General features: G+C 61.7%; 24 protein-coding genes. 3 read left to right on the forward strand and 21 right to left on the reverse strand.

Features of this window, described 5'->3' with window-relative positions; all coding sequences use genetic code 11:
- A complete protein-coding gene (locus PIN31009_RS12400; RefSeq protein ID WP_150790455.1) occupies window positions 1–807 on the reverse strand; it encodes a MetQ/NlpA family ABC transporter substrate-binding protein in 807 nt (268 codons plus the stop codon).
- 62 nt (window positions 808–869) lie between these two features.
- Complete coding sequence (locus PIN31009_RS12405; protein WP_150790456.1) at window positions 870–1,712, reverse strand: MetQ/NlpA family ABC transporter substrate-binding protein; 843 nt, start codon at window positions 1,710–1,712, stop codon at window positions 870–872.
- A 527-nt stretch (window positions 1,713–2,239) separates the two neighbouring features.
- Here PIN31009_RS12405 and PIN31009_RS12410 point away from each other — a divergent pair.
- Both PIN31009_RS12410 and groL read left to right on the forward strand, forming a co-directional pair.
- Window positions 2,240–2,533, forward strand: a complete 294-nt coding sequence (locus PIN31009_RS12410) for a co-chaperone GroES (RefSeq protein ID WP_150790457.1) — start codon at window positions 2,240–2,242, stop codon at window positions 2,531–2,533.
- Between the two features lie 36 nt (window positions 2,534–2,569).
- The gene (gene groL, locus PIN31009_RS12415; protein WP_150790458.1) at window positions 2,570–4,207 is read left to right on the forward strand and encodes a chaperonin GroEL; all 1,638 of its coding nucleotides are present in this window, start codon (window positions 2,570–2,572) and stop codon (window positions 4,205–4,207) included.
- A gap of 87 nt (window positions 4,208–4,294) precedes the next feature.
- Here the strand turns inward: groL and PIN31009_RS12420 are convergent, their stop codons facing one another.
- The 4 genes from PIN31009_RS12420 to PIN31009_RS12435 form a co-directional block, all read right to left on the reverse strand.
- The gene (locus tag PIN31009_RS12420) at window positions 4,295–5,404 is read right to left on the reverse strand and encodes a porin (RefSeq protein ID WP_150790459.1); all 1,110 of its coding nucleotides are present in this window, start codon (window positions 5,402–5,404) and stop codon (window positions 4,295–4,297) included.
- A gap of 102 nt (window positions 5,405–5,506) precedes the next feature.
- Complete coding sequence (locus PIN31009_RS12425; protein WP_150790460.1) at window positions 5,507–6,511, reverse strand: aliphatic sulfonate ABC transporter substrate-binding protein; 1,005 nt, start codon at window positions 6,509–6,511, stop codon at window positions 5,507–5,509.
- A 33-nt stretch (window positions 6,512–6,544) separates the two neighbouring features.
- Window positions 6,545–7,684 (reverse strand): LLM class flavin-dependent oxidoreductase, encoded by a 1,140-nt coding sequence (locus tag PIN31009_RS12430; protein WP_150685370.1) that lies wholly within the window; start codon window positions 7,682–7,684, stop codon window positions 6,545–6,547.
- A 32-nt stretch (window positions 7,685–7,716) separates the two neighbouring features.
- Entirely contained in the window at window positions 7,717–8,643 is a 927-nt protein-coding gene (locus PIN31009_RS12435) for an ABC transporter substrate-binding protein (protein WP_150790461.1), read from the reverse strand.
- Between the two features lie 178 nt (window positions 8,644–8,821).
- On the opposite strand from PIN31009_RS12435, the gene PIN31009_RS12440 reads away from it, so the two are divergent.
- Window positions 8,822–9,529, forward strand: coding sequence for a LexA family transcriptional regulator (locus PIN31009_RS12440; protein ID WP_150685368.1), 708 nt, complete (start codon window positions 8,822–8,824; stop codon window positions 9,527–9,529).
- Window positions 9,530–9,638: 109 nt separating this feature from the next.
- Here the strand turns inward: PIN31009_RS12440 and PIN31009_RS12445 are convergent, their stop codons facing one another.
- The 15 genes from PIN31009_RS12445 to PIN31009_RS12520 all read right to left on the reverse strand — a co-directional run bounded on the left by PIN31009_RS12445 (window position 9,639) and on the right by PIN31009_RS12520 (window position 24,795).
- Window positions 9,639–10,394 (reverse strand): sulfite exporter TauE/SafE family protein, encoded by a 756-nt coding sequence (locus tag PIN31009_RS12445; protein ID WP_150790462.1) that lies wholly within the window; start codon window positions 10,392–10,394, stop codon window positions 9,639–9,641.
- 116 nt (window positions 10,395–10,510) lie between these two features.
- On the reverse strand, window positions 10,511–10,993 hold the full coding sequence (locus tag PIN31009_RS12450) for a RidA family protein (protein WP_150790463.1): 483 nt from the start codon (window positions 10,991–10,993) through the stop codon (window positions 10,511–10,513).
- Between the two features lie 53 nt (window positions 10,994–11,046).
- Complete coding sequence (locus PIN31009_RS12455; protein ID WP_058380283.1) at window positions 11,047–11,259, reverse strand: DUF4287 domain-containing protein; 213 nt, start codon at window positions 11,257–11,259, stop codon at window positions 11,047–11,049.
- 87 nt (window positions 11,260–11,346) lie between these two features.
- Window positions 11,347–14,238 (reverse strand): autotransporter family protein, encoded by a 2,892-nt coding sequence (locus PIN31009_RS12460; protein ID WP_174997141.1) that lies wholly within the window; start codon window positions 14,236–14,238, stop codon window positions 11,347–11,349.
- A 251-nt stretch (window positions 14,239–14,489) separates the two neighbouring features.
- Window positions 14,490–15,164, reverse strand: a complete 675-nt coding sequence (locus PIN31009_RS12465) for a GntR family transcriptional regulator (protein ID WP_150790465.1) — start codon at window positions 15,162–15,164, stop codon at window positions 14,490–14,492.
- Between the two features lie 103 nt (window positions 15,165–15,267).
- Window positions 15,268–16,212, reverse strand: coding sequence for an alpha/beta hydrolase (locus PIN31009_RS12470; RefSeq protein ID WP_343039033.1), 945 nt, complete (start codon window positions 16,210–16,212; stop codon window positions 15,268–15,270).
- A 14-nt stretch (window positions 16,213–16,226) separates the two neighbouring features.
- On the reverse strand, window positions 16,227–16,502 hold the full coding sequence (locus PIN31009_RS12475) for a 2Fe-2S iron-sulfur cluster-binding protein (RefSeq protein ID WP_087687964.1): 276 nt from the start codon (window positions 16,500–16,502) through the stop codon (window positions 16,227–16,229).
- A 356-nt stretch (window positions 16,503–16,858) separates the two neighbouring features.
- Entirely contained in the window at window positions 16,859–17,170 is a 312-nt protein-coding gene (locus PIN31009_RS12485) for a 2Fe-2S iron-sulfur cluster-binding protein (protein WP_058378641.1), read from the reverse strand.
- 88 nt (window positions 17,171–17,258) lie between these two features.
- A complete protein-coding gene (locus PIN31009_RS12490; RefSeq protein WP_150790467.1) occupies window positions 17,259–18,302 on the reverse strand; it encodes a 2Fe-2S iron-sulfur cluster-binding protein in 1,044 nt (347 codons plus the stop codon).
- Window positions 18,303–18,316: 14 nt separating this feature from the next.
- Window positions 18,317–18,796 (reverse strand): GlcG/HbpS family heme-binding protein, encoded by a 480-nt coding sequence (locus PIN31009_RS12495; protein WP_150790468.1) that lies wholly within the window; start codon window positions 18,794–18,796, stop codon window positions 18,317–18,319.
- 31 nt (window positions 18,797–18,827) lie between these two features.
- The gene (locus PIN31009_RS12500) at window positions 18,828–20,282 is read right to left on the reverse strand and encodes an aldehyde dehydrogenase family protein (RefSeq protein WP_150790469.1); all 1,455 of its coding nucleotides are present in this window, start codon (window positions 20,280–20,282) and stop codon (window positions 18,828–18,830) included.
- Between the two features lie 68 nt (window positions 20,283–20,350).
- A complete protein-coding gene (locus PIN31009_RS12505) occupies window positions 20,351–21,082 on the reverse strand; it encodes an iron-containing redox enzyme family protein (protein ID WP_058378638.1) in 732 nt (243 codons plus the stop codon).
- 162 nt (window positions 21,083–21,244) lie between these two features.
- Window positions 21,245–22,564, reverse strand: coding sequence for an MFS transporter (locus PIN31009_RS12510; RefSeq protein WP_150790470.1), 1,320 nt, complete (start codon window positions 22,562–22,564; stop codon window positions 21,245–21,247).
- A gap of 57 nt (window positions 22,565–22,621) precedes the next feature.
- On the reverse strand, window positions 22,622–24,127 hold the full coding sequence (locus tag PIN31009_RS12515; RefSeq protein WP_150790471.1) for an amidase: 1,506 nt from the start codon (window positions 24,125–24,127) through the stop codon (window positions 22,622–22,624).
- 164 nt (window positions 24,128–24,291) lie between these two features.
- Window positions 24,292–24,795 (reverse strand): PaaI family thioesterase, encoded by a 504-nt coding sequence (locus PIN31009_RS12520; protein ID WP_087725692.1) that lies wholly within the window; start codon window positions 24,793–24,795, stop codon window positions 24,292–24,294.
- Window positions 24,796–24,812: the final 17 nt, after the last annotated feature.

A 24,812-nucleotide genomic window follows, 5' to 3' on the forward strand; every position in this document is an offset into this window, starting at 1 on the left:
TCACGGCTTGACCCAAGCCAGCGTGTACAGACGCTTGTCGTCGTTGAACGCGTGGTAGATCGTGGTCTTCACGGCATCGGAGTTCTGATAGATGCGAATGAATTTCTGCACCACCGGGTCTTGCGTGCGGTTTGCCTTCACCACGAACTGGATGGCAAAGCGCGAATCTTCAATGCCCGAATAGGCGAGCCCGCTGGACGGATCGAACGCCTTGGACGACACGATGAAGTGCGGGTAGCCCTGCGCGATATCGACGTCGCCGGTGATACGGACCAGTTGCGGCCCTTCCACTTCGACAAAGCGCAGCTTCTTCGGGTTATCGGTAATGTCGTTGAGCGTGCCGAGGAAGCCCACACCGTTCTTGAGCTTGATCAGGCCGACCTTTTGCAAAAGCAGCAGACCCCGCCCTTGATTGACCGGATCGTTGGCGATGCCGACCTTGCCGCCTTGCGGCACTTCGGTCACCGTCTTGTGCTTGAGCGAATACAGGCCGACGTTGGCCAGAATGCCGGTGCCCGCGCTGGCGAGCTTGAAGCCGTTCTTCTGAATCGCGTTGTCCAGAAACGGCTGGTGCTGGAAGTAGTTGATGTCCAGATCGCCCGCATCCACGGCGATGTTCGGCGTGGTCCAGTCGGTGAACTCGACCACGTCGACGTCGATGCCCTGACGTTTGGCTTCCTTCGCCGCGACGGCGATCGAGTCACCATAGGCACCGGCCATGACACCGATGCGCAGCTTGTCGGCAGCGTGCGCGTTGAACATGACCAGTGCGGCCAGTGGGGCGAACAAAAGGCGGGACAGCTTCATAAGTGGCTCCGGAAACGGATGGCGTGTGGATAAAGTGACTTCAGTGCGAACGGTTTATGTTTTTATTTCTTCAGCCACGGCAGGCTGTAAAGCCGCTTGTCGCCGACATACAGCTCGTCGATCTTGGCGAGTACGGCAGGTGATTGCTGGTAGATACGGATGAACTTGCTGATGCGCGGATCGTTCACGTTGTCGGCCCGCGCCACGAAGACGATGGCGTATTGCGCGTCGTCAATCGTGGAGTACTGCAACCCGCTGGTGGCAATGTCCGGCCGCCCGGCTGCGACAAATCGCGCCGGATAGCCCTGTGCGACGTCGACGTCATCGAGTGCGCGCACCAGTTGCGGCCCTTCGATTTCCTTGATCGCGAGTTTCTTGGGATTCGTGACGATGTCGTTCAGGGTGGCCTTGCTGCCGACGCCGGGTTTGAGCGTGATGAGCCCGGCTTGGGCCAGCAGTTGCAGGCCGCGCCCTTGATTGACCGGATCGTTGGCGAGCGCGACGGTGCCGCCGTTCTTCAAATCCGACAGATGTTTGATGCGCGACGAGAACAAGCCGATGTTGGGCAGCACACCCACGCCGGCTTTCGCGAACTTGTAGCCGCGTTCCCGGATTTCGTTTTCCAGAAAGGCCGTGTGCTGGAAGTAGTTGAGGTCGAGATCGCCGGATGCCAGCGCAACGTTCGGCGTCGTCCAGTCGGTCATTTCCACGATGCGCACATCGAGGCCCTGCTTCCTTGCTTCACGCGCGGCCACTTCAAGAGAGTCGCCGAGCATGCCGGGATTGGTGCCGATTCTGAGCGGCTGCGCGTGCGCCGTCGAAACCGCGGACAGCGCAGACGATAGTGCCAACAGCACCGAAAGGGAGAGACGCCGGGAGAATTGACGCAATGACTTTTTATTCATGATCCGATCAGGAAAACCACCTCGCTGACAACACCAAACGGCATAGCGAGAATTCCTTGGAATCTGAATCGCGTGCCTCGAGACGGTATTAAAACCTCACCGGCACGCCACTGCTACAAAGCAAAACTGGTATGCATATGCACATCCGATATGTAGCGTAAGTGGCTGACGATGCACGACATTCTTGGGGGCCTTGGCGTCGCCGCAGTGCGATGAAACCTGTTGCGTCGATTCGGCAGCCTGCGAAGCGTGAACCGAAATGAACAATCTGTTGATCGGCTGCGTAGATTTCAGCAAGCCAGATAAGGCAATGGAATTTCTAAAGCACCTATTACGATATGCGGCGATATGCAGCGACCTGCCGCCTGCTAATGCCTCGTAGAGATATCGATCCGAGAATCGATTATTGGATTGCATCGTGTCGTCATTTTTATACTGCAAACCAGTCTGGCACTCGGTGATCGAGAGTGCCAATCGCTACCGACTTCTTATCTCTCCACGATCAGGCAGAAGCCAAAGGAAACGTCATGAGCCTTCGTCCCTTACAGGATCGCGTCATCGTCAAACGTCTCGATCAAGAGACCAAGACCAGCTCGGGCATCGTGTTGCCCGATAGCGCCGCAGAAAAACCGGATCAAGGCGAAGTGCTCGCCGTGGGTCCCGGCCGCCGCGACAAAGATGGCCGCCCAATCGAGTTGGACGTCAAGATCGGCGACCGCGTGTTGTTCGGAAAGTACGGTGGTCAGGTCGTCAAGGTCGACGGCAACGAACTGCTCGTCCTGCGCGAAGAAGACATCATCGCTGTCGTCGCCGCTCGCTAATTCCCCATTCATTTCCCTATTTAAAAGGCGCAACCCATGGCAGCCAAAGACATCGTATTGCGCGACGCCGCACGCGCGAAGCTCGTTGAGGGCGTGAACATCCTCGCCGACGCCGTGAAGGTCACCCTCGGTCCGAAGGGACGCAACGTCGTGCTCGAACGTAGTTTCGGCGCGCCGGTCGTCACCAAGGACGGCGTATCCGTCGCGAAGGACATCGAGCTAGCCGACAAGCTCCAAAACATCGGCGCGCAACTCGTCAAGGAGGTCGCGTCGAAGACCAGCGATCTCGCGGGCGACGGCACCACGACCGCGACCGTGCTGGCACAGGCCATCGTGCGCGAAGGCCAGAAATACGTAGCGGCCGGGCTGAACCCACTGGATCTGAAGCGCGGTATCGACCGTGCGGTCGGTGTGGCGGTCGAAGCCTTGCGCGCCATCAGCAAGCCCACGACGACCAGCAAGGAGATCGCACAGGTCGCCACCATCTCGGCCAACGGTGAAGAATCGATCGGTCAGCGCATCGCAGAAGCGATCGATCGCGTGGGCAAGGAAGGCGTGATCACGGTCGAGGACGGCAAGACGCTTGCCGATGAACTGGACGTCGTCGAAGGGCTCCAGTTCGATCGCGGCTATCTCTCGCCCTACTTCGTCAACGAACCCGACAAGCAGATTGCCGCGCTGGAATCGCCGTTCGTGCTGCTGCACGACAAGAAGATCAGCAATATCCGCGATCTGCTGCCGTTGCTGGAGCAAGTCGCCAAGGCCGGCCGCCCGCTGCTCATCATCGCGGAAGACGTGGAAGGTGAAGCGCTCGCCACGCTGGTCGTGAACAACATTCGCGGCATTCTCAAGACGGTCGCCGTGAAGGCGCCGGGCTTCGGCGATCGCCGTCGCGCATTGCTCGAAGACATCGCGATTCTCACGGGCGGTCAGGTGATCGCTGAAGAAACCGGTCTGTCGCTGGAAAAGGCAACGCTCGCCGAGTTGGGGCAAGCCAAGCGCATTGAAGTCGGCAAGGAAAACACGACTGTCATCGATGGCGCCGGCGAGGCGGTGAACATTCAGGCGCGCGTCAAACAGATTCGCGTGCAGATCGAGGAAGCCACGTCCGACTACGATCGCGAGAAGTTGCAAGAACGTGTCGCCAAACTGGCGGGCGGTGTGGCCGTTATCAAAGTCGGCGGTGCCACCGAAATCGAAGTCAAGGAGAAGAAGGATCGCGTCGACGACGCGCTGCATGCCACGCGCGCGGCGGTGGAAGAAGGCATTGTGCCGGGCGGTGGCGTGGCACTGATTCGCGTGCGCGACAAGGTACGGGAGGTTCGCGGCGACAACGCCGATCAGGATGCCGGTATCAAGATCGTGCTGCGTGCACTGGAAGAACCATTGCGCCAGATCGTGGCCAACGCCGGCGATGAGCCGAGCGTCGTCGTCGCGAAGGTGGCACAGGGCAGCGGCAATTTCGGTTATAACGCCGCGATTGGCGAGTACGGCGATCTGGTCGAGCTGGGTGTGCTGGACCCGACCAAGGTCACACGCACGGCGTTGCAAAACGCGGCTTCCGTCGCCGGCTTGCTGCTCACCACCGACGCGACCATCGTCGAAGCGCCGAAGGCAAGCGCACCGGCGCAACCCGGTGCGGGTGGCGCAGGGGGCGCTGATTTCGGCTTCTGAGCCAAACACAGCTCACCTGAACACGGTCAGCCGTAGAGACAACGGGCCCCATCCGTCAAGGCATGGGGCCCGTTGCTATCAAGGATCTCAGAACCGATGCTGAACGCCGATCTGCACGCCTTGTGCGTCGGCACCCGGATAGGCTACGGCAACGCCCGGCGTGGTCGACCCAGCCAGCGCGTAGGCCGACGTGCCCTTGTTGAGCAGCACCGCCCCGCTTGCATAAAGCCACGTGCGTTTCGACAGCCAATAGGCATACATCAGGCCCAAGTGATCGGCGTTGCGCGCGGCCGGCGTCCGGTCGTCGAGGTGGCTATACACAAGCGCCAGCGTCGACGCCGGGTTGAATCGGTAAGCCCCCGAGACCGTGTATACGTTCTTGTCCACCGAGCCATCGCTCTGTTGGGCGTGATGAAAGCCCGCGTACAGACGCACCGTGCCGAAGTCATAAGAGCCACCGCCGAAGAAGGCTTTGAGCGTGCTCGCGTTCGTGGCGCTATCCACCGACTGATAGCCGACACCCAGATCGACCGGCCCCCGCGTGTATGACGCCGTGAGGTGATAGTTGTTGATGCCGCTGCGCGGCGTCGTCGTGCTGTCGCGCAAACCGAGCATCGCCTGCGCCGAGAAGCCGGCAATATCGGGCGTGCCGTAGTAGATGGCGTTGCTTGCGCGCACCGACAACGTCGCGAAGCTGTTCAGACCGGACGCGATGGTCGAGGCACCCGTCGCGTCGAATTTTCCTTCCAGTGGCACGTACAACGGTGAGTTCTGACGTCCGAAGCGGACCTCACCCCAGCGACCGGATGCGCCGACCCACGCTTGCCGGTTGAAGATCGACGTGGAATCGCTCGCAGTTCCGTTGTTCAGATTGAAACCGTTCTCCAGTGTGAAGTTGATGCGGTTGCCGCCGCCGATATCCTCGGAACCCTTCAGGCCAAAGCGGGACCCGGTTTGTGCGCCAGAGAGCATGCGATACGTGCTTTGGCTGCCCGAATGCGACCAGTCGAGCGAAAGGTCGAGCAAGCCGTAGAGCGTCACGCTCGATTGGGCGTGTGCGGCGGTTGGCAACGTGAAGCCTGCCGCAACAGCAAGCATTGCGACGGCCACGGATGCCACAGAAGCCTGGCGTTTGTTTTGAATGGGCGAGTCCGGCCCCGCCTGCGAGGTAGCGAGCGTGTAGTTTTGCGTAGTCATGTTGAGTGAGCCGATCGGTGCCGGCTTGTGCGATTGCGAAGACGTCGGGATCAGTTCGACGAGGTAATTGCGACGAGGTCAGTCCAACGAGGTTGGCTCAAGTCAGTCAGCCAACGTCACGACATGGGCTCGCACGTCGGGCAACGCGGAAATGATCCGGTTGTCCACGTACCAGTGGGCGACTTTCTCAATGCGCGTAGCGTCGTCAGGGAGAACGGCGCGCAGCGGCGACACGTTGTTCTCGCCAAGCTTGTCGGCAAGGGCTGCCGGAAGATTCAGCTCCGTCGCCCAGATACGTCCGGCCTCGCGCGGATGTGCGGCAGTCCACACGTTCTCTTCGCGCAGCACGCGTAATACCGACTTCACGACATCGGGGTGCGCTTTGAGGTAGTCCTGCCGGACGAAGTAGCCTACGGAGTTGTCCGAGCCGATGGCGGCACCGTCGGCCAGCACGCGGGCGTTGTAGTTGTTCTGCGCGATGGAGAGGAACGGGTCCCAAGTCGCCCAGGCGTCCACACCGCCGCCGACGAAGGCGCTACCGGTGTCGCTTGGCGAAAGATAGCGGCGCTTGACGGTCTCCGGCGCGATGCCGTTCTTCACCAGTGCGCGCACCAGCAGGTATTCACCGGTGCCGCCCTTGTTGACAGCAACCTGCTTGCCCGCCAGATCGGCCAGCGAACGAATGGCCGAATCGCGCGGCACCACGATGGCCTCGTTGCGGGCCGTCATGGGTTGGTAGCCGAAGATTGCCATCGGCACGCCGGCGGCAATCGACGTCACGAACGAGGTGGAACTGCCGCTCGTCAGATCGACGGCGTTGGCGTTGAGCGCTTCGAACGCTGGCGCTGCCGCAGGAAATGGCCCTGCCCAGATCACTTTGACGCCCTGCCCGCCCAATGCCTTATCGAGCGAGCCCTTGGCTTTCGCCAGCGTCAGATCGGACGTGCCTTTTAGATACGCGATGCGCAAGGTGATGCTGTCGGCACGCGCTTGCGCATTGACCTGCAGCGATACGGCAGCCAGCACCGATGCAATGACGGTGGCGGCAAAGGCAAGACGTCCCCCCGTACGTCGGACGACCCGGCGTACGTCGAAAGTGAAATTCATGATGTATTCCGTTTGAAATGAACGAGGTGGTGCTCAGGCCTGCGGCGGTGTAGTGAGCGTGGCAGGATCGCGGTCGAACAACGTCGACCACGTGAAGGTCTTTTCGGCCGGTTCGCGGCGGCGCACGGGCAGATGCGGCAGCACCTGTTCGGCGAAGCGGTACGACTCCTCGAGCAGCGGCATACCAGACAGAATGAATGTCTCGATACCCCGGGACGCATAGTCGTTGAGTGTCTTGACGACGGTAGCGGGCGAACCGACGATGGCGGTGCCCGGCCCCGGCCGCACCAGACCGAGACCCGACCAGAGATTGGGGGCGATTTCGAGATCGCGGGCACGTGCGGGACGTTTGCCTTGGTGCAGCGCGCTCATGCGCCGCTGCCCAACGGAGTCGCTGCCGCCGACAAATCGCTGATTCGCGGCAATGGCGTCGTCATCCATCAAGCTGAGCAAGCGGTCGGCCTCTGCCCACGCGGCTTCATCGGTATCTCGCAGAATCACATACAACCGCACGCCGTGCGACAGGCGCCGGCCGTAGTGGGCCGCACGCGCATTGACGTGCCTCACACGCTGTTCGATCTCATCCGGCGTTTCTCCCCACGACAGATAGGTATCGACGTGCTTGGCCGCGACCTCGATGGCGGGTTCGGACGAACCCCCGAACCACAACGGCGGGATCGGGATCGACTTGCCGGCGGGCAACGCCAGCTTCGCGCCTTCGACGCTGAAGTACTTGCCTTCATACGTCACCGTTTCGCCCGCGAATAGCCGCTTGAAGATCGTCAGATATTCGTCGGCCATCAGATAGCGTTCGTCGTGCGCAATCTTCATGCCGTATGCGCCCAGCATCTTGGCGTCACCTGAGACGATGTTGAGCAGCAACCGCCCTTTTGAGAACTCCTGAAACGTCGCCGCCATTTTGGCGAGCAACGTCGGCTGGATGAGTCCCGGATGGATCGCCAGCAGAAAGTTCATGTCCTCCGTATAGGAGAGCAGCGAGCCGCCAAGTACCCAGACGTCGTGTGCCCCCGTGGCAAACAAGGCGCCGGTAAAGCCGAGGTGGTCGTAGCCGCGAGCCAGTTGCTGGAGGTAGCGGTAGTTGATCGTGCGTGCGCCGTCCGTCGTCCACGGCGCGTGGCCGTCGGGGGCGGTGAGATACCAGTAAACATTCATTGCGAGACTCGTGAAGCCAAGGGATGGGAGATTCAGTGCGCGTGGGAAGCGCTTGAAAAGTTCAGCGGTACAGGCGGGGCTGCCTGCTGGATATCGATCGTGTGCGAGAGGACGCCGTGTCGGTGCAACAAATCGGCTTCGCCTTGCTGCTCGGCGTAGAACGCAGCGTCGCAGGGCAGCAATCGCCAATCGCGGGCGGCCAGCGCCGACTGCCAAGCGGCTGCGTCGATTTCCGAGATGCCCGAGATGCCCGCTGCGGCCAGTTGCTCTGCATAGGGCGCCGGGTCGCGGGCGATGTCGTGGCCCAATGCCGTCAAGGCGGCAAACACCGCATCCAGCGCCGCCGCGTGTAAGTGAAACGCCTCACGGTGAGTCCAGAACACGGAGCGGTTGGGCACATAGGGGCCGATATCGGTCAGCACGCGCCATTGCGACGGCTCGTTACGCACGCGCTCAAGCCACGGCGCCATGGCGATCCACGCATCGACCCGGCCATCGCTCAGCGCGCGGTAGGCGTCGGCAGGCGCCAGTTCAACACGTTCGACATCGCGCAACGACAGGCCTTCACGTTCAAGTGCGGCAGCAAGAAACGATGTGTGAAATGACCCATCGAGCAGTGCGATGCGACGGCCAACGAGACGGGTCACATTCGCCGGGCCGTCCTCCGCCCGCACGACGATGGCGCCGTTGCCGCCTCTCGGTGCGGAAGCCGCGACGTACACGAGTGGCACACCGTCATGCTGGGCCAGCACGGGGGGCGTCGAACCCGTGCCACCGACATCGATGACGTTGTCCGCAATCAACCGCCCCGTGTCGCGCCCTTCCCTGTAAGCCACGAACTGCACGGCAGGCGATCCGTCTGGGGTCAGGAGTATTTCCGGCCAGCGCAACGGCCACGTCAGCGCGGCCAGTTGCAGGTGCAGATTGTTCGGATGGACGCCGATGCGTAATGCGGCCACTTGTGTTCTCCTTCATCAACTGAGTGTGTTGAAACATCGCCATTGCGCTATCATCATGCAACGCGAAATTCGCTATTGGGTGATTCTATTGCCTGATAGCGAACACTCTTAATGATATTTTTCACTATGGTTATCGTCGCAGCGGGATACCAGCGCTGCACTGCGACGGGAGAGGCACATGACGAAAGCGGAGAAAGTGCAGAAAGCGGAGATCGATGAAACCGCGGCCGTGGCGTCGGCGCACGAGACCGACGACGATTTCATCGGGCGCCTGCGTTTGTTGGTGGCACGCGCCGGGAATGCGAGCGCACTGGTGCGTCAGGCGGGCATTTCAGCGAGTGGGTTTCAGAAGTACCTGAACGGTGCCGAGCCTTCGAGACGCGTGCTCATTGCACTCTCGCAAGCAGGCAGCGTGACGCTGGAATGGCTGATGACCGGGCGTGGCCCGATGGAGGGCGCGGTACGAGACGTCTGGCCGGAAAACCATCTGACGCTGTTGCCGCTCTATCGCGGCGGCGAGCCGGATTGCCCTGTGCCGGAAGCCTCCCCGGAAAAGCTTGTGCAACTGGCGTTCTGTCAGGAGTGGCTGGCACGTCACGGGTACGATCCCGTGCATCTGGCCACAATGCGCGTGGAAGGTAATGCCATGTCGCCGACCTTTCGTGCGGGCGACACGCTTGTCGTCGACCGTCAGGTGGCGAACGTCGCCGATGGCGAAGTCTATGTGCTGCGCGACGGCAGTGATTTGCTGATCAAACGGCTTCAACGGCAGTTGGGCGGCATGGTCTCGCTCACGTCCGACAACGCACAGTACGCGCCGATACAGGCACCCCTCGAGCGTCTGGACATCGTTGGGCGGGTGATCTGGCGCGGAGCGTTGCTGTGAGGTAAATGGCACAAACCGGGTCTGTAGACCGGTTTCGATAAGACCCAAAATTTTGGGTCTTATGTCCGATTTCTGACGTTAATTACCAATAGTTTGTGCTTTAGGATCGCTATAGTGCCCGCGCCAGCAACGTTGGCAGTGACGACGCCAGCAACGTCACGCCCGACGCCGTCAAGAGACCCAGCACCACCTGACGAAAACGGGCTTCGCTGATGCCGATATAGAGTTTCGCGCCGAGCAGCGTGGGGATGGGCATAGCGAGCGCGACAATGCCGAAGAACGGCAGCATGTCGCGTGTGACGATGCCGGTGGCCAGATAGGTGCCCATCGTGACCAGCAGCATCGACAAGTTGAAGTTTTGAATCACCGCGCGCTGCACGTCTTTGTCGACGCCACGCAACGTGCACCACAATGTCGGCAACGTGCCGGCAAACCCGCCGATGCCGCCAAGCACCCCGCCCGCCATCCCCACCAGCGCATCTGCTGCGCGGCCGCCCGACGAGATTCGCGGCAGGTTTTTCGCCAGCAGCATCGTCGGACACCAGATCACGAGCAGCGTCCCGAGGATGGCCTTGAACCAATCCATATCGAGTCGCGGCAGCAACGCAACGCCGAGCGGAATCCCCAGCAAACCACCCAGCACGAATGGCAGCAGCCGCTTGAAGTCAACGCCGCGCCGCATCGTGACGGCGGCCAGAATCTGTCCGGACAGCGCGCCAAAGACGGCCAACGTGGCGGCGAGCCGGGGATCGAGCACCCAAGCCCAGAACGACATCGCAGCAAGCCCGAAGGCAAAGCCCGACAAGCCTTGAATGAAGCCCGCCACGATCGTGCCCAAGATCACCACCAGATACACCGAATCCATTGTCGTCCCCCGTCTATGCGCGTCTTGCTTGCATTGTGGGCGCGACGGCGTGCGGTGCTGATCGCACTTGGCTATGTGCCGATATGGATTTGCTTATGGCATCCGACAGGTCGTGCCTAGTTGCGCGACGGGCGAATTCTGAAGATGAAGTCGACTTCGGCGACAGCGCCCTTGGGCAATTGAAGAACGCCGACCGATGTGCGCGTGTGCACACCCGATTCTCCGAGGACTTCAAAAAGGACATCCGAAGCACCATCGGCCACTTCGCTTTGCAACGTGAAGTCTGGTGCGCTTCGGACAAAGACGCTAATGCGGGGGACCGAGACAATGGCGTCGAGGCTGCCGCACGCACGGTGGATCAATGAAAGCGCCCGCAGCGCAGAAACGCCAGTCGCCCGCCGTGCGTCTTCCAGCGAAATCGTATCGCCGGCGCAGCCGACGAAATGCACCGTTTCACCAATTCTAGGGATCTGTCCGGCGACATACGCCATCTCGCCATCGATGAGCACCGGCGTGTATTTCCCTCCGACTTTGATCTCGTCGTCGACCGGAAACCCGAATCGATCGGCCACGAGCCGCCATTGATTGTCTCGGTTCATACCATTCCCTGCGTCGTGTGTTGATGGGTAAGCGCCAATATTAATGGATCAACTCACGACGCGGCTTGTGCCCGTTGATAAGCCACTAGCGCGTTGGCGTGCCCGTGACCTAATCCGTGCTCCGACTTGAGCCGGGCAACCTGCTCCATGTGCTTCACGCCCTTCATCTCGTCCAGAATCGCCAGCCAATGGCTGATCGGTTTGCCGTACGTCTTTTCGATAGACGGGAAATAGGATGCGGGGCCTTTTACTTTTTCGGTCGTCATGTTGACTGTCTCCTGAGCGTCGCGCAGAGATGCAAGCTTAGCGACCTTGGCGATAATTTGCATGCCTGATCAAATTCACCGTCTGGCTCAGAACAGAAACCTTGCCCCCACGTTCAGCAGCCAGCCGCGTACGCCCGCATTGCCAATGTCTTTGGACCACGACGCGCGGCCATAGAGCGACATCGTCTCGGACATGGTGGCGTTGGCGCCGATCGATAAACGCAAGGCATCGCCCAGCTTGCCGCTGGTGAAATCGACGCCACCGACAGTGACATGCGTCCCGTCGGTAAACGCGTGCAGATAGTCGACGGCGAAATACGGCGTCACCCTCCCCTTGCCCACGTCGAAGGCGCGCGTCAGCCGCATGCCGATGCGCCCGAGCAGTTGATTCTGGCTGCCGATATTGACAGCGAGATCGTCGGCATCGACCTGATTGTTGAACCCGACGTGCTGGCCGACCAGTTGCACCTGCGGTTCAAGCTGCAACCCGGCACCGATACCGACCGGATACCCAGCCTCCACCGACAACGCGACATCGCGCCCCTTCAGGTTCGAGGCAGTGGCGTAGGCATTCGTACTCACCCGGCCATCGAACCAGCCGAACGACAGGACATTGTCGACATACCATCCTTGCGTGCTCTGGTAGGTCGCGTAGCCCGATACCCGATAGGTGTTGCCTGATGCGCTGCTGTACCCGTCGACCGCATCGGGTTCGAAATGCAGCCAGCCGATGGCCCCCGCCAGCCCGAAACGCCAGAGCCCGTCCTCGTTGCGGCGCTTGAACAGATTGCCGCCGAACTGCACCGCGCTGTAGTCGCCGTCCGCGTTGTAGCCGTACTGCTGGAACGTGCGGTTGCTGCGGTAGTTGAAGTGCCCGCCATAGACACGGACGAAGGCTTCCCCGTCGCCCTTGTCCCGCCCAAGATCGCGGTCGTCGCGAATTTCGCCCAGCCGCCGATGCAGCGTATCGATATCCACCAGCCCGGCATACAACAGCGCTACCGGTGCGCTCAAGTAGGCCGCCACCTGTGGCACGACTTCGGGGCGAGCATTGGGTGGAAGCGGCTCCGGTACGCCCGGATCGATCGGATCGACCTCGCCACCCGGGTCGACAAACGCGCCCTGAAGTCGGTAATCCCAGAACGTCCCTGTCGCACCGACTAGCGATTGCCCGGGGCTGGCCGCGCCGTACTCTGAGCCCGGTCCGTAAGCGTACAGGTGGTACTGGAACGGCAGGTTCTCCGCCGCCACATAGCCGTTCTTCAGCACAAACGCATTCTGTGTGGACGTACCCGCCACCTGAATGAGCGAGATGCCATCGGTCGCGGAGAACAGATGCACCGTCGGCGCGCCCAGCAAGCCGCGAGTCAAATGGGCCTGATACGTCGCGACGGGCCCGGGGCTCGCATCGACCGGGCGGACGTCGACTAGCGTCGTACCCGTGGCGTTGCCCCCGATCAACAGACGGTCGGTGAACTGGTTGGATAGTGCGCCCCCGGCGTTGAGATACGTGTTGAGTGCCAGCGTGCCGTTGTTGCCGGTGTAGTTGCCCGACGTGCTGATGCTTGTGTACGCCGCCGCCGACGTCGGAGCACTCGTCTGCGCTGCTGACGGCAACACGTTGATCGTGCTTGCCGTATTCTCCAGCGTGGTCATGTTCGAGTTGCCGGTCACGTTCCACACCGTGCCGTTGCGCAGTGCCACTTGGGCCGTACTTACCGTGTCGACGAGGATCGTTCCCGTCAATGTCGATGCGTCGGCGGAAAACGCCACGTTGCCGGCCGATGTGCCGTCCGCATTCACATTGAGGGCCGCCGCGCCGGGCCCTGCAATCAGGGACGAACCCGAGGTCAGCGAAATCGTACCCGTGGGCCCGGTGACGTGAATCGCATCCGACTGGTCACTGCGAACGACTGAGCCGGCCAGCGACACGATCTCGTCGGATCCCGGCACGCCCGTGAGATACATACCGTAGGCGCCAGTGCCTTGCGCATGGAACGTTGTGCCCGACGCGCTCAAGCGTGCCGTATCGCCCGCGAAGAGATTGACCAGCATCGCCGCATGCGCGTTGGCCCCCGTAGTCGTGACCGTCGACGGCGTGCCGCCCGCGTCGGAGGTGATCGTGACTTCGGGGCTGCCTGTGGACACGCTGCCGAAGTCGGAGTCGACCAGACGAATCCCGTACGCTCCGATGCCGCTCGTGGCGATGATCGTGTTATGCAGTACGGTGCCGCCATTGCCCTCGGCATCGACGCCATGTGCAGAAGCGCCGCTGGTGGTGATCGTGCCGTTGCGATACGACAAGGCCGCCGTGCCTTCATAGGCCCCGTGACTGGCCCGGTTCAATAATCCGTAGGCGCTACTCCCCGTGGTCGTGATGGACGAATTGGTCAGCGCAATGGCGCCGCCGCCGACCGCACCGGCGCCCTGCGCCGAGGGACCGGACGTGTTGATCGTGACCGCGTTGCCCGTGATCGTTCCGCCGGTGGTCGCCCAAAGCCCGGCGCCGCCCGAGCCGCCCCCGGTGGTGATCGTCGTGCCTGAACCAAGATCCGCACTCGCCAGACCGCCCGTGGTTCCACTGACGACCACGCCGAACGAGAAGGTGCCGACGCCGGCAATGGCGACACCGTAGCCGTTGGACGAATTGATGACGAAGTTCGCCACCGACCCCGCCCCTGACGCGCTGACCTGAATCGCCGTATTCGTGGGGCTGGTGACCGACATGGCGCTTGCCGGCGCAAACGTCAAGGATGCTTGATTGCCGCCGGATGCCGAAATACGCACCGCAGTCGATACGTTCATGCTGCCGTCGGTGTACGTCAGGGACTTGCCGTTGCCAACAGTCAGCGCAGTCGCAGGCAATGTCTGCGCTTTGGCTTGCCCCGCCGCAAGACTCACACACAGCAGACTCGCCAGCGTAATAACGGACGGTTTAAACGGCCAACCGGTGGACATACTGCGCGTCTGGACGAGCATGACGGTGTCTCCCTGATGCCTGGCATCTCGCGAAACTGCACCGAAGCGAAACAAAAACAAGGGAAAAGACGCACCCGGCATAGCCAATTAATTAATACAGCTAATTAAATAATTGGCTATTTAGGAATATTAGGTATTGCCGATTCTAGGTTGCCGTAGATTTGGATGGCAAGCGTTTCCGCCACCAACAGGCGACGAGATAATTTTAATTACCCGAAATATCTTTTAATTCTCTTTTTCGGATAGCAATATCAACGCGCCATGTGATCGAGATAGTACTGCGCCGCACGCGTAACGTGACGCTCGGCGAGCAGTGCCGCAAATGCCGCGTCACCGGACTGAACCGCCCTAAGGATTGCGGCGTGCTCTTCCCATGTGATGCGCACTTCCTCGTCGTTGGCATTGACGAACAGCATGCGCGAGCGGTCGCGCATCGAGCGCATGAGGTCGGCGAGCATAGCGTTGGCGCCGGCGGTATATAGGAGATCGTGAAAGCGGGCGTTGAGCTCCAGCAGGCTGGCGGTCTCGCCTGCGGCAACTTTGGCGTTGCCTTCCTGCAAGACTTTCTCGATTTTCTTGACCAATTCCGGCGTGCAACGCTCCGCAGCCAGACGAGCATTGAGCCCTTCGAGCGTGGCGCGAATCTGCACAAGCTCGCGCGCTGAGGCCGGGTCGAACGAGGCGACCACCGCCCCATGGCGCGGCCGCACCTCGACGAGTCCTTCAACAGCCAATGCCCGCAGCGCCTCTCTCACCGGAACGCGCGAGACATCGAGCTCTTCGGCAATCCGGCCTTCGACCAGCCGGTCCCCCGGCTTGTACTCTCCCGAGGTAATCGATGCGCGCAAACGGCTGATCACCAGATCCGACAACTGCTGATGCATGATCGGCTCGCGTCCGTTTGCCCCTGTGGCTCCCCGCACCATAATTCCAATCTCCACAAACCTGTCGTTACGACGATATTGCGCAGCATTCTAGCAGCGCACGGCATTTTGTAGACTGTACACGATACGGGGTCTGCCTGTGGGTTCAGGCGCCGCATGGCACCGATGCCATAAATGCCAGCATCTCGCGTCCCAGCCAATCCTCGCCCGAGTTGAAGTGGGCCACGATCGACGTGTGGTTATGTCCGCGCAGTTGCACGAACCGTGGCGCGACGCCTCGTTTGCGCAATAGCCGCTGGAAGAATTCCGCCCCATAGTCGTCGAGAAACCGGTTTTCATACTCGGCGACGGCGATCATCGTCGGCACCGGGTTACGGGCCGCGTGCGTGAGCGGCGACCGTTCGGCGTATTGCGTCTCGTCCGTACCGAAATAGGCGCGCACCGGGTTGGCATTGGGGTTGCGGGGATCGACGTCGGCAAACAAACGGGCGCTGATCAGAATAAGCCCCGCGACATCGGCGCGCCGTTCGCCATCCGCCGGCGTCAGCGCAGGATCGAACAGGCAACCGGCCGCATGGGTGCCGCCCGCCGAATGGCCGATGAGAAAGATTCTGGTGGGATCGATGCGCCACTCCGCCGCGTGTTCACGCACCCATGCGAGCGCTTGCGCCGTATCTTGTGCGCCGCCCGGCCAAGGCGCATCGTCGGCCAGCCGATATTCCACATTGATGGCAACGAACCCTTGCCGCGCAAACCAGTGACAGACGTTGTCGTAGATCTCGCCGTTCACACTCTTGTTACCCCGAACGAACGCGCCGCCATGCACGAACAGCACGGCACCACGCAAGCCTTCGGCGTCGCTCGCCCCCGCCCCTACGACCGGTGCGAAGACATCGAGCACTTGCCGAGGATGCGTCCCGTAAGCGAGATCCCGCTCGACATGAGGACTCTTCGGCGCGACGGCAAGCACCGGCGAATAGCAGTCGATAACCGCCTTGCGGTGGGCAATGATGTCGTCGTTCCAACATGGCCCCAAATCCAGCATCTGGCGTTGTTGCTCACGCGGCAGTGCCCCAAACGGTTCGGTCAAACGGTTCGTCTCGTTCACCATGACACGCTCACGTCGCCGTTGATAAAGGTCTGGCACGCCATCCGATAGCCGTTCTCAAGGTCTTCCGGGCTGAGATGACGACGCTCCTTCTGTTTGACTTCGTCCGTATGTTCGCGGCCGATCTCGACCCGGCAACGACACGTGCCGCACAGCCCGCCGCCGCACTTGAACGGAATGCCCCCCTTCTCGCGCAAGGACACACGCAACAGATTGCTGTTCGGCGGCGCCTCGACGCACTTGCTGCCATTGCTGAGAAAGGTAATCTGCACCGTGGCAGCAACCGGCGGCGTCGGCTCCCGGCGACTGAGCCGGGCTTGCGCGTGATCGTGCCCGACCAGCCCTTCGAGCGAGGCCACGGCAGCAGACACGCTTTCAAACTTTTCGAAGAACTTGGTCGGCACCAGATTTTCGCCGTGCGGCGAGGCTTCTTCGACAATCTTCACGCGTGCCTGACCGTCCAGCTTCGCGACGACAAACGCCGCGACATGCCGCGTGCCGTAGAAATAGTCATGGGTTTCGACGGGGGTGATGCCCGTAGTCGGCTCGCTGCGATACTCGCCCGGCCGGCTCGTCAATACGATGTACATTCGCTTTCCTCGTTCAGATACCTTGCTCTGGGCTGCGATCAGAGCGCCGCCGGCAGGTCATCGGCCTGCTCCAGTTCAATGTCGTGTTCGATCCAAAGCTGGCAGACAAGCCGGAAACCCGCGTCGAGCCGATCGCCCAATTGCTTCTTCTCTTTCCAGTTGGGCGCCGGCAAATGTTCTTCACCAGACAAAACCCGGCAGGCGCAGCGAGCGCATTTGCCCATGCCGCACTCGTAACGCAAATGCGGGAATGGGAACTGCTTGATGCCCGCACGCACGACGAGATTGGTATTGGCCTTCACTTCTTCCCGGTACGTTTGCCCGTTCCTGCGAAACACGACGACTGGCATGCATCCTCCTGAGACGCAAACTTCATTACGTATACTGTATACCGTTTATATAATGACTTTACAACACAACATTGCCTGCCCGATGCCCTCACGCAGCGACGTCAACCGGCACATGCTGGAACGTGAAACTGTCGACATACACATAGCGGACGCTGGCCCCTTGGGCGATGAATGCCCGACGCGCGTCGTCGATCATGACCGGCGAACCGCACAGGTACAGGGCGTGTTCCGACAGGTCGGGATGATCTGACACCACGGCGTCCTGCACATACCCACGCGCCCCCTGCCATGTACCGTCGGGCCGCGACAGCACCGGCACATAGCGGAAATCTTCATGTTGCTGGGCGAGTTGCGTCAGTTCGTCATGCAGATAAAGCGCTGCCGGCGTCCGACCACCCCAATACAGATCGATCGGTGGCGTATCGTCGCTGGCCAGCATTCCCGCGAGCATGCTGCGCAACGGTGCGATGCCGGTGCCGGTTGCGACCATCACGATGGGACGGTAGTCGTCCTCGTGGTACCCGAACCCGCCTAATGGCGCTTCGACATCGAGTGTGTCGCCGGGGCGAAGCGCGCTCAGACGCGTCTGAGTGAAGTGGCCCCCTTCGATCTTGCGGATATGCAGTTCAACCGAGTTCGATGCATTCGCACCGTCTGCCCCAGCGGCATCAAGCGCGGATGCGATCGAAAAACTCCGGGGCCCGGTATCGCCCGACAACACGTTGAGGTACTGCCCGGGACGGAACCCCCACGGCGCATCGTCGGCGAAGGTGAGCACGAGACGGGTCACGTCCGCTGTCAGCGATTCCTTGTGCAGCACCCTCGCCTTGCGGCGGCGTGCCGGTTCTGGCGCCGCGAGCACCCGCTCGGTACTGATCGCGAGGTCGGAGCGTGCATGCGCCTGACACAGGAGTGCGTCACCGGCCTCGGCTTCCTCTTGCGACAACGCGAGCGGATGCTCGTCGTAATGCACTTGCCCCTGCCGCACATTGACGCGGCAGGTGCCGCAACCGCCAAACTCGCACTCGGACGGCAGCACAACGCCAGCGCGCCGCGCCGCTTCAAGCACGGTTTCATCCGGCGCCGCCTCGAAGCTTTGCTGCGCTTCGATCCATGTGATTCGATAGCTCACGCGCGCCTCCTGCGTCAAAGCTTGATGTCGGCCTGAACGAGCACTTCCCGTCCACTCTGGCGAAGCAGGTCCTGCAACGCTGCGAGGCCGGCAAGCCCTGCCTGCGTGTCCTGTTCGCCATTGCCACCGGACAGGCCGATGCCGCCCACCACCTGATTGTCGACCACGATCGGGAATCCCCCGACGAAGGCGGCAAACTTCCCTTCGAAGCTCCACTGAATGCCAAACGCTTCGTTGCCCGGCAGTGCCGGCCCGTTGGGCGGCGTGGTGAACAGGTGCGTCGAGCGCTTATGACCTGCGGCCGTAAAGGCTTTATTCCATGCTATCTGCGGCCCGGTAATACGCCCGCCGTCCATGCGCTCCAGCGCCAGCGGGAACCCGCCTTCGTCGACCACGCAGATCGATTCGAGAACGCCGATGGTCTGCGAGCGCGCAACGGCGGCCGCAATCATGTGCCGGGCTTCGGCAAGTTCGAGTTTGAAAAATGGCTTCATGGCTGATGAGAGATGTCGTAGAAAACGGGCGTCAGACGCCGCGATAAACCGTCTTAATCTGCTGATAGAACTCAAGCCCGTCGCGTCCCGACTCACGGAACGTGGCCGTGCTCGACTGCTTGAGACCGCCGAACGGTGCGTTGACGAGATTGCCGGTGGTCGTGCGATTGATCTTCACGGTGCCCGCTTCGATGTCGTTCGCGAAGCGATGCATCAGGCGGACGTCCTGAGTCACCAGCGAGGCCGCGAGACCGTAGTCGCTATCGTTGGCGACCGCGAGCGCGTCGTCGTAACCGTCGACGTCGATCACGGCGATGACCGGGCCGAAAATCTCTTCCCTTGCGATACGGGCGTCGCGCGGCACATCGGTAAAGACGGCGGGGGTGACGAAATAGCCGTGCGCGTAGGCGTCATGCGTGAGTTGCTCACCGCCGCAAACCAGCGTCGCTTCGCGCTTGCCGATCTCGATGTAGTCGAGCACCGTGCGCAGTTGCCCCGCCGTGGCCAGCGGGCCGATATCGATGCCGGGTTGCAGCCCGTTGCCGATCTTGAGCGCAACGGTTCGGGCGACGAGACGTTCGACAAACGCGGCGCGAATCTCCCGGGCAACGAGCACACGGCTCGTCCCGGTGCATGCCTGCCCGGAGAGGGAAAAACCGCCCTTCACCGTCAGATCGACCGCACGGTCGATGTCTTGCGCGTCGAGCACGATCAACGGGTTCTTACCGCCGAGTTCCATCTGAGTACGCGTCGACATCGACGCCGCACGGTGGATCTGTTCGCCCGCCGAGGTCGATCCTGTGAACGAGATCGCTTTCACTTCCCGCGCGCCGACCAATACCGGCCCCACCGCGCTGGCACTGCCCGTGACGAAGTTCAGCACGCCCTTGGGGATACCGGCCTGCACGAAGGCCTCGGTCAGGCGCAACCCGCTCAACGGTGCGTCAGAGGCCGGTTTGAATACCACGGTGTTCCCGCAGATCAGCGCCGGCGCAATCTTTCGCGCCGGAATCGAGACGGGGAAGTTCCACGGCGAAATGACTGTGACAACGCCCAGCGGCTCGCGCACGGTATAGACCGTCATGTCGGCGTCATCGTTAGGGAACGTCTCACCGCCGTACGACTGCGCTTCGATCGCGTAATAACGAATTGTCTGGGCCGCCCGCATGAACTCATCAGTCGCGAGGCTCTTCTGTTTGCCCTCCTCACGCGTGAGCTCTTCGCCAAAGCGGGCGGCGTGCTGTTCCAGATAGGCGCTGGCGCTCAACAGAATCTTGGCGCGTGCGCCCGGGGAGAGGCGTTTCCAGCTGGCGAATGCGGCGGCAGCAGCACGAACGGCCGCTTGCGCGTCAGCCTCGCCGGAGGCTTGAAACTGACCGACCACGTCGCGCGTGTCGGCCGGATTGACGTTATCGAAGGTGGCACCCGAGCGGCTCGCACACCATTCGCCGTCGATGTAATTCAGAAACGTTGGAACGGTTGTCATGAATGCAACGGTCCTGCAAAAGGGCTTGAAAACCCGCGCCACGACGGCGCGGGGTCGCCGGATGCCGCTTAAGCCGCAAGGCCCAGTTCGGGCAGCGGAATTTCGTTTTCGACGTAGTCGTAGTACAGCGCCGTCGTATAGAGCAGACGCATTTGCGCACCGATCTCGCAGATCTTCAGGCAGCGTTGCTGCAATTCGGGCGTGTTCGCGTTCTCCAGCACGATCTGGTAACCGCGCTCGCCGTGAATCTCGTCCGAGACGATGTGCAGGTCGAAGAACTCGACTTCCTCGTCGGTGAACTTGTACGTGTCGCGCAGCGTGGGCGTCTGCTTGCGATAAATCGACGGCACCTGCGACTCCAGCCCGACGACCAGCCCGGCAACCGCGACCACCGGGTCTTCGCGCATGGCGACGGCGTAGCACCAGCTTTGCAGGCCGCGCGTGGTCGGCGACATGTTGTCGGGGTTGACCACGCGCTCACGGGTCGTGCCGCACGCTTCGGCAAAGCGGATCAGCAAGTCGGTGTGGCGATCGCCCCCGATTTCCTCCTCGTACATGTTGGCGAGCAGAAAGTCTTTCGCCTCGGTCATGTGGTCCGGCGTGCGGGCGTACAGATAGCCGAGGTAATCGGCAAACGGCCCCACATAGTGGTAGTGGTTTTCTGCCCAGCGAGCGAGGTGCGCACGCGAGAGCTTGCCGCTCGCCCACGCCACGCTGAACGGTGCCTTGTTCGCGCTCTTGCCTTTGATTGCTTCTTCGAGTGCCGCACGGAAAGTCTCGCGGTCCATCAGCTCTGCCATTTCAGACTCCTTGGTTTCAAGTGGATAAGCCTTCGCATCAGGGGATGCCGGGCTTCGATTCATCATTTGGTACACTGTATACAGTTTTTGGAAAAATGCCAATCCAGTGAATTACTTGTGCGGGGTCTATCCCGCGATCACGGGGGAAGTCAGCCGGCCGCTTTATGTCCGGTTGCGGACAACGTGGGCCATGGGTGTCGACGTGGCATTTACCGTGTCGGCCGTGCCGGCGTAAGCGGGTTCGATCTCATCGAGCGCAATGCCGTTGGTCTCGGGCAGCAGCCATGCAGCGACGATCACCATGCCGTAACCCACGGCAGCAACGATCGGAATGGCCAGTGTGAGCGTCGTATGCCCGGTGGCAAGCCAGCCTGCCATGAACGGGAAGAACGAGCCGATGACACGTCCGGCGTTGTAAGCCACGCCATAGCCCGTTGCGCGAATCTCGTGCGGATACGTCTCCGAAATGGTGGCCGCCACACCCGCGAAGGTGCCCTGCATCAACACGCCCATGAGGAAGCCGAGCACCATCATGACGGGCATGGGGGCCGGAATCAGCATGTACGCAATGCTCATCACAAATGCCCCGAGCGCGAACAGGATGTAGGTCGGCCGGCGGCCAAGCTTGTCCGTGCACCACGCGCCAACGGCGTAACCCACAATCGAGCCCACAATGGTGATCGCCAGCCACATGCCGGTGCCGGTCACCGAGAGGCCTCGTTCCGTCTTGAGCCAAGTCGGCATCCACGTAGCAATGGCGTAATACGCGCCGAGCATGCCCCCTGAGAGCAGGCTGCACAGGAACGTGCGCGCCAGCAGCGGGCCGCTGAATACACCGCGAAGCGTCTTGAGCGGGCTTGTCTTGCTACGTTCCGCGAGCGTGCGGGTAAAAGCCTCCGGCTCTTCGAGATTGCGGCGCAGCCAGAACACCAGCAGCGCGGGCGCTACGCCGATGAACAGACACACACGCCATGCCCATTCCGGCGGCAGCCAATTGAAGATCACGCTATAGGCAATCGCAGCCAGCGCCCAGCCGAACGAATAACTGCTGGCGGTGAAGCCCGAGAACTTGCCGCGATGGGCCGGGTTACGAATGGTCTCCATGACGAGCACCATGCACAACGACGACTCTCCGCCAAAGCCCAAGCCCTGAATGATGCGGAACACGGCCAGCTGCGTGGGCGAGTTGGTGAGACCGCAGGCAAAACAGGCCAGCGCAAACAAGGCGATGGTCCAGCGCAGGATGCGCACGCGGCCGTAACGGTCGGCGAGCAGCCCTGCCCCGATGGCGCCGACCAGCGAAGCAATCAGCGTGTAGGTGACGATACTGCCTGCCGTCGCCTTGCTCATGCTCCAGGTCGTCAGTAGCACCGGGATGAGAAACGAATAGATCATGAAGTCGTAGACGTCGACCGTGTGGCCGATGAAGGTGCCCGCAAAGGCACGCTTCTCGTTCTTCGACAGTGAGTTCAGCCAGGACATTGCGGTGTCCTCCTTAGGTATCGTGGGTTTTGTGGAGTGAGTGAGATTTCCGGTGCATCAGGTCGGTGGTTGATAGGTGTAGCCGGCGGCTTCAAGCAATCTGGCTACGTGAATCGAGCGCAGGTCGTGATACAGCGGAGCCACGATCTGAACGCCCACTGGCAGCCCCTGTGCCGTGCGCCCTGCGGGGGCGACGGTCGAGGGCAAGCCGCACAGGCCGGAGTGCCCGGCCCAGAAAAGCTGTGTGGTGAGGGGTTGTGCTCGCCCGTTCACGTCGAGCGTGCGCTGCCATGGCGCGCCCTGTTCGTTCAATGGGAATGCGGCGGTTGCGGCCACGGGGCATAGCAACACGTCGACCTGTTCGAACAGCGCACGCCACGCGGCGGCGAAGCGCTCGCGCAGCGGTTGGAGCTTGAGCCAGTCGCGGTGCCGCATGACGGCGCCCACGTGCTGGAGCGACGCATAGCTGAGATCGTCCGCAGTGGCTTCCGCCGCGGACGAGACCGATGCGGCAAAGGCGTCTTCGCCGAGATAGCCGCTGGTCGCTGCGCGCAGCAGCAACATGTAGACACGCAGCAATTCGGCGGCATCCAGCGACGGTTTCGCGTTCCAGTGCACCTGTGCCCCGCGCCGTTCAAGGTCCTTCCCGAGCGCCACGATGCATTGCTCCACGTCGGTGTCGACTTCCGCGACCGGGTGATTGGGCAGAACGCCGAAACGAATCTCGCTGAGGTCTTTGGCGCGGGAGCGCGGCAACTCGAAACGCACGGCGCAGGCGGCGTCAGCCGCAGGGCCAGCAATGGCGGAGAGTACCGATTGCAGGTCGTCTGCGCTACGGGCGAGCGGACCGGCAACGTTGATGTCGGGAAACATTGCGCCGCCCGGCAGGCCATGCCCATCGAGGGGAACCAGACCATGCGTGCTCTTATGCGAGAAGATGCCGCAGTAGTGCGCCGGGTTGCGGATCGATGAACCGATATCCGACCCTACGTCGAAGAACGACATGCCCGAACAGACCGCTGCGGCGCTGCCACCCGACGAACCACCCGGTGTGCGCGTGAGGTCGTGCGGGTTGCGTGTCGTGCCGTAAACCTCGTTATAGCTCTGCCAGTCGCGCAGCCAGATCGGCACATTGGTCTTGCCGAGGAGGATGGCGCCGGCGTCTTCGAGACGCTGCACGACCGTTGCGTGACGCGTCGCGACGTTGCCCGTGAACGCCGGATCGCCAACGGTAGTGGACCAGCCCGCGACGTCGAATGATTCCTTGATCGTGAACGGCACGCCGTGGAGCGGCCCGCGTACCTTGCCAGCACGGCGTTCGGCGTCGCGCTCGCGCGCCACGGCATAAGCGCAGTCGAAGTCGCTGACAACCACGGCGTTCAGGCGAGGATTGTCGCGATGCCATGCCGCTTCGCAGGCCGCGACGAGCACCGTCGAGGTGGTGTCTTGCCGCGCCAATGCTGCCTGAGCGGCGGAAATCGAGGCGTGGTGCCACTGCGCATCCGTGGCCCCCGATCCTGAGGACGTACCGGCGCTGCGAGCGTCGACCGTGGAATCTGTCATCGTGGAATACCCTTTTCAGTATTCTGTATACCATCCGACGACAAATTTGCCCTGTCAAGAGACCTGAAGATAAGGGTTTGTGCTTAATGCCCGGCAAATGCGCGACTGGCGCGGGTCACCCGCCGGCGTACGTGCCGATATCGGCCGTTTAAACCGGCCAACTGTCACCTGCCCTTCGCATGTTCCCCTCGTAACGTCATCACGGCGCTATCCACCCGGGCGACTACCTTGCCGTCATCACGCTTAATCTCACACAGATAGTGAGACACGGTTCGCCCTTGGTGCGTCGCCCACGCGTGAGCCGTCAGCCGCGACACCCAGACCGGGCGTAGAAACGTCGCCTTCAGGTCGATGCTCGTGAACGTTTCTCCGTCCGCCATCAGCGTCGAGTGCGCTGTCCCGATGGCCGCGTCGGCCAGTTCGCACAGCAAGCCGCCGTGCACCGTGCCTTGTTGATTGCCGTGAATTTCTGCATTGGCCTCCAGTTCGATTACTGCCTTTGCCGCATCGATCTCGACAATGCGAAATCCAAGTAAATTGGAAATCGCCGTCGGATAACGCATATGCGTCTGATCTTCGGCACGAAGCGTGCCCGCCAATTGGCGACGCAGGTAATTCAGCACTGGCAGGTGTTTTGCTTCCCCGGCCCCATCGAACACATCGGACATGACAGCTCCCATTGAAA

Origin of the sequence: Pandoraea iniqua, from assembly GCF_902459685.1 — a bacterium.
Taxonomy (GTDB): Bacteria; Pseudomonadota; Gammaproteobacteria; order Burkholderiales; family Burkholderiaceae; genus Pandoraea; species Pandoraea iniqua.